The sequence below is a fragment of the Corynebacterium sp. HMSC070H05 genome, assembly GCF_001837615.1.
Taxonomy (GTDB): Bacteria; Actinomycetota; Actinomycetes; order Mycobacteriales; family Mycobacteriaceae; genus Corynebacterium; species Corynebacterium coyleae.
Window position 1 is genome coordinate 509 of sequence record NZ_KV833311.1, and the last position, 5,675, is coordinate 6,183.

General features: G+C 51.3%; 3 protein-coding genes and 1 pseudogene. 3 read left to right on the plus strand and 1 reads right to left on the minus strand.

The genetic code is table 11. The features are described from left to right. The 3 genes and pseudogenes from HMPREF2617_RS04805 to HMPREF2617_RS04815 form a co-directional block, all read left to right on the plus strand. A pseudogene (locus tag HMPREF2617_RS04805) lies at nt 1-593 on the plus strand (transposase); the annotation flags it as partial. A gap of 240 nt (nt 594-833) precedes the next feature. Beyond that, entirely contained in the window at nt 834-2,651 is a 1,818-nt protein-coding gene (locus tag HMPREF2617_RS04810) for a GmrSD restriction endonuclease domain-containing protein (protein WP_070840213.1), read from the plus strand. Nucleotides 2,652-2,926: 275 nt separating this feature from the next. Continuing rightward, complete coding sequence (locus HMPREF2617_RS04815) at nt 2,927-3,736, plus strand: HincII family type II restriction endonuclease (protein ID WP_070569705.1); 810 nt, start codon at nt 2,927-2,929, stop codon at nt 3,734-3,736. Here the strand turns inward: HMPREF2617_RS04815 and HMPREF2617_RS04820 are convergent. Next, a complete protein-coding gene (locus HMPREF2617_RS04820) occupies nt 3,714-5,312 on the minus strand; it encodes an Eco57I restriction-modification methylase domain-containing protein (RefSeq protein WP_083308088.1) in 1,599 nt (532 codons plus the stop codon). The genes HMPREF2617_RS04815 and HMPREF2617_RS04820 overlap by 23 nt on opposite strands. Nucleotides 5,313-5,675: the final 363 nt, after the last annotated feature.

Here is a 5,675-nt window from a genome sequence, read left to right on the forward strand (position 1 = left end):
CTTCCAGGACTTAAAAGCCCGCGGACTTCGCGGTGTCTTCCTTGTCACCAGTGACGCCCATGAGGGCATCCAGCACGCGATATCTGAAGTGCTGCCCGATGCGTCGTGGCAGCGCTGTCGCACCCACTTCGCGAAAAACCTCTACGAAAAAGTCCCCAAGACCCAGTGGCCGATGGTCTTAAGCGATGTTCCAGACAATCTTCCAACAACCCGACGCCCAATCCACCTGGCGACAAGCCCGCGAAGTTGTTGACCTGTTAGAACCAAAGTTCCCGCAGGTTGCGGCCTATCTAGAAGAGTCGCTCGATGACGTGTTGGCGTTTACCGCAGCACCGAAACCAGTCTGGAAGAAAGTCTGGTCCAACAACCCCACCGAACGGTTAAACCGGGAGATCCGCCGGCGCACCGATGTTGTGGGCATCTTCCCGAACCGTGAATCCATCATCCGGCTTGTCGGCGCGGTGCTTGCCGAGCAGCACGACGATTGGATCCAGCAAAAACGCTACATGTCACTATCCGCACTCGAGCACACCAAACACCTCATGCACCAAACTGGAGGTGAACATGGCGAACATCACCAGCTAACCGCCTAACAAAACCCCGAACTTCATACCGAGCCGAAAGCACAAACGGCTACACCACTACACGGGACTTGACCTGCGATCCCTCGCTGAAAATGGACTGAATCAGCGGCGCAGCAGTAGCGTTGAGGCACATCTCACCACATGACTGCGGAGTCTGACGGCATATTTGTTCGAAAAGTTTCACGGCGACGTCTTTGTGCTCTCTATGCTCGGTGGTGTTTGACGCAGTAGTGAACTGAAAGGAACACCATGGGTTTCCAGACTCCCATGTACCGGCTGGATGAGTACCTCAAGGACACCACAACCGGCGTTATCCAACTGCCGGATTTTCAGCGGCAGTACAAGTGGGATGAAGAGCGCGTTCGTCAGATTCTGGTCACTGTGCTCCGTGGGCACCCCATGGGAGTCGTGATGCTGCTGGAAACCGGTAATGACCAGGTTCGTTTCAAGCCCCGCCCCGTTGAGGGCACTGACGTGCAGGATAAAGAACCTGGTTACCTGCTTCTCGACGGACAGCAACGCTTAACCTCCCTGACCCAGGCTCTGACCGGAGACGGAGTTGTCCACACGAAGGATGCCCGAGGGAAGCTCCTCGATAGAAGGTTCTTCATCAATATTGCAGATGCGCTCGCCGACCCCGATAGGGTTGAAGACGCAGTGATTGCGGTCCCGGCGGACGGGATCATGAAGAAGAACTTCGATCGCGACGTAGTGCTGGACCTGAGCACCACAGAAAAGCAGTACGAGAACGGCTACTTCCCGTTGAACTTGCTCTACTCAAGCGAGGGCACTCGATGGCTGATGAAGCACCCGAATAATGATGTCGCGCTTGAGTTTCTCGACACGTATGTGCAGCGGGCTACGCAATATCAGATTCCCGCGATTGAGCTCGATAAAGAAACCGATAAAGCGGCAGTGGCCACGGTCTTTGAGAAGGTGAACATTGGTGGCCTCCCGCTCAACGTATTCGAGCTGTTGACTGCGGTATTCGCGGGTGACGGTTCCTATTACGCCGAGACTGGTGAGGACTTCAGGCTTAACGACGACTGGCTGGAGACCAAAAGGCTCTGGGAGGACTATCCGGTCCTGAGGAAAGTGGAGAACACTGACTTTCTCCAGGCGGTCACCATGCTCGCGAGCTTGAAAAAGCAGCAGGTCGCACCACCGGAACAGCGAAAGGTCGCGGTAACCGCGAAGCGTGAAGACGTGCTTCGCCTCACTCTCGCGGATTATCTCGAGTGGCGCGATCCGTTGCGAGACGCCTTCCTATGGACCGCACGATTTCTCGCAGACCTGCACGTGTTCACTGCGCGAGATATTCCGTATCAGAAGCAGTTGGTTCCGCTCGCTGCAATCAAGGTCGTGCTGGGAAAGGATGCTGACCTTCACTCGGTGCGTGCTCAGCTTGTCCGCTGGTACTGGTCCGGTGTGTTCGGTGAGTTGTATGGCAGTGCCATCGAAACCCGTTTCGCGCGCGATCTAGAGATGGTCCCTGCTTGGTGCAAGGACGAAACTAGCCCTGCACCGCGTACCGTCACCGATGCAAACTTTGTTGAATCCCGTCTTCACTCGATGCGCACCCGTAACTCTGCAGCGTACAAGGGTGTGATGGCGCTGCTAATGGCCAATAATTCCAAGGACTGGATGGAAGACAAGATGTTCGGTGCCGTCCAGTACAAGGACATGAGCGTCGACATTCATCACATCTTCCCGCAGGCTTGGTGCAACAAGAACAACATTGACGACGAACACCGCGAGTCCATCGTGAACAAGACGATGCTCAGTGCCCGTACCAACCGCGTTATTGGTGGCGTCGCACCGTCGAGCTACGTGGGCAAGATCGAGCGGACTGCGAAGATCGCAGAAGCAGAACTCGACGAACTGCTTCGACCTCACCTCGTTGACCCACAAGCGTTGCGTTCGGACGACTTCGACACGTTCTTTGCAACCCGCCGTGAAGCGCTGTGTCAGTTGGTTGAGAGCGCGATCGGCAAACCAGTCCAGCGTGATATCTCTGCCGGCCAAGGCGAGGAGGACTCCTCGCACTTCGAGCAGGAAGAGATGTAGCGTGCAACTTCCCGAAGGGCGGACTATAGACGTTCGAGATCTTTCATCGCTGGCTCCCGCGTTCATATGGATTCTTCTGCAGTGATTCTTTTCTAGGCGCGATTATTTGGAATCGACGGAAACAGAGCAAGGTTTGGTTTGATGAACTCCGCAGGTCTCGAAGAGTTGAATATTCAAAAGTAGACGAGAATTTCAGTCGTTCCAGTCATTAGACTTTGAAATTATTGGAGCAAAGCACGAGTATGCTGCTCGTTGACTCACTAGAGTTATGAATCGTGACTGTGCTCAAAGAATTAGAGGAAATTGGTGAGGAACTCGTAGGGGCGCTTGTGCCACGGCCAAGTGGTCAGCTATCCGGCCATGCGGGTGGTCTTCCCTTTGAGGCTCTCGTTGACGATGCGTTGAAGCAACGCTTTCCAGGGAGCGCATTCCGGCATTTCGAAGCTCTTAATCACGCGCTAACAATTGAACTTGACTCTAAAGAAGATAAGTTTCGTCCTGGAGAGTATAAGTTTGGGCCAGAGCCGGTCAATTACTTAGCGAAGCGTGGAACGGCCCCCACATCGAGGTGGAGTCCCACTAACAGATTTGAGGAAAAGCAGAACGATACTGCAGAGACAATCGTCTTTTCCGATAAGAAGAAGCTTTTTAATTCCGAATTGGTTTCCTTTGTTGATGTCAAGTCCCAAAATGCAATGAAAAAGTCTCAACAACCGAATATCATTTCTGCACGAAAGATAAAAGACATCGGTTTGATTGCTTGGGAAACAGGCTCTGACCTACCACTAGAGATTCTTTACCTCGGGATCAAATTTATGCCCGAAGAAGTTGACGGGCGGAGAATGCTTCGAGCGAACGAGTGCAGGGCCATTGATCTTTTTAAGACGGACCCTAAAGAGATATACATCAACTGGAGTGCAGCGCTTCAAATTCAGTTTTACCCACTCGAAGTTGAGCAAAACTTTGAAGGGAGTAATAAGGAGTGGCTGGGGATGTTTCTCGAATCATATGCGCGATCGCTTGAACACCGCTCGAATCAACAGGTTATGGAAGTAACCAAGATTAGGAAAGCTCTTGATGGGTAGCGTTGATGTGCGATATCTGCTCTTCGAACTGAGTGCTTAACCATTGTAGAGTGCAGGGATCTGAGGCTTTTTTCTTGGATAGGATTTCTTTTACTGCGTTTGTAATGTGATTGTGGAAGGATATGCTGCTTTCGCTATCCCAGTCGATGGGGAGAAATGGGATGTTCATTAGCGGCTTTTCGGAAAACTCTGCAATCCCTCCTTTCATAAGTCCGCGGACCCGAAACCAGTCTGAGACCTGTTTGGTGGACAGGTATCCAAGAATGTACTCGATTGACTCTCTTGTGTTTGGGGTCGGAATGATTGCAGTTACATCCTGGGTTGCCAAAATACCCCCTTCGACATAAGCGAAACGGGCTGTATCTTTGTTGGTCATGCGTTCTTTGCAAGGCGTGAAGATTTTTGGGCGATCGGTATAGAACAGTTTCTGGGACCGCTTAAAAGCCCATTCCCAGTAGGGGAGGCTGCGGCCGTATGAGTAACGCTTATCAAGTGCTTCTTTGAAGAATGCAAGTTTTGCGGATATCTGGGGGAATGCATTATTAAAGTCACGCTCTGACATACCTTCTGGGACATCGATATATGGTGTAATCCCTAAGTTCTTAAGGTGGCCTAGATCCTTGGCCTTCGCGACGAAGCTGACGCCGGTCAGTTCTTCTTGCGGAAGTGACTCATATTCTTCTGGAGACAGTCTAAAAGCTTTGTCGAGGCCAGAGACCATGCCGTTCGCAATTTCCACATAGTTACCCAGAGTGTCAGGCTGATTCCCATCCAAAAGACTGTGAGGTGTTTGACTGCCTAAAGTGGCGGCAAGTTCTAAGCGATTGGCTTCCTCTTGTGTCTTAGCTGGCGCAAGGGTCCAGTGTTTACCCCGCTTGAATGTTGGTGCCGAATGAGTCTCGAAATACTGATTTCCCAAATTAATCGTGGTGGGTACGGCTCTAGGGCCGATGTAGCGGTGGTAGTTGAATGAGTCGGACTCTGAAGCTGACTTCACGAAACGGAAAATGATAATTGCGCTAGAAACGCCGTCAAAGACCTTGCTTTCTCCAAAATCGACGACGTCGGAAATGTGTCCATGTTGTAGCATCCACTCTCGTAACTTCAGGGAATGCGAGGTGTGCATCCAAAAGGATGGGGTAATGAAGATTAGTTCCCCGCCAGGAGTTAGGTGGGTAACCGAGTTTGCGATGAAAACGGTTAAGTAGTCGGAAAGGGAATTGAAGAGTGTTCCCCAGAGTGGATGATCTTGCATCTCCTCACGTAGTTCTGGTGTGAGATTTTTCCATCGAATGTAGGGAGGGTTGCCGATTACGACGTCAAATAAACTTGCTTCACTAACGGAAACGAAGGAGCGGTGGGTGACTTTGTGTGCAGGATTGTGAGTCAGACGTTCGTCGATTTCATAGCCTTGCGCGTTAGTGAACCCCTGATCGTATAGGGCGTCAAGGAAGACACCTTCGCCGCTGCTAGGTTCCAGGACCTCAGCGGTTCGTTCCGATTTAATCATTCCAACCATTAAGTCGGCGATATGGCGTGGTGTGAAATACTGGCCAAAATCATTCTTTACGGGCAACGTGATCTCCTGTCTGTGGAAGTGCTTTTCGAGCTGTGGAGATAGTACCGCCTCCAGCGATGCGCGAAAGAAAGATGTCGAATATATGTTCGCATATATGGATTCTATTCGCTGCCAAGTTGCAGATTTGCCGCCACCATCCTTGGTGAGGCTGTGTTGGTTATCGACTATTGTCCCATGTGGACTGTCCGCTTCTAGGTGTTTATTGGTTTCTCATGTAGATGCTTGATTTGGGATGAATTTTTCGTACTACGGGCGATGGGCGTGACATTAGCGATCAATAATATGGACGAAGTGCTGCGCGCTTTCTTGTAGAGACGGTTGGTTTCGGTCTGAAGTGTCCCAGGTTTTGTTCCGTTTGAG

Bases quoted from the DNA above. Each gene is read 5' to 3' on its own strand.
- HMPREF2617_RS04810 (WP_070840213.1), top strand. From the start codon at position 834: ATGGGTTTCCAGACTCCCATGTACCGGCTGGATGAGTACCTCAAGGAC.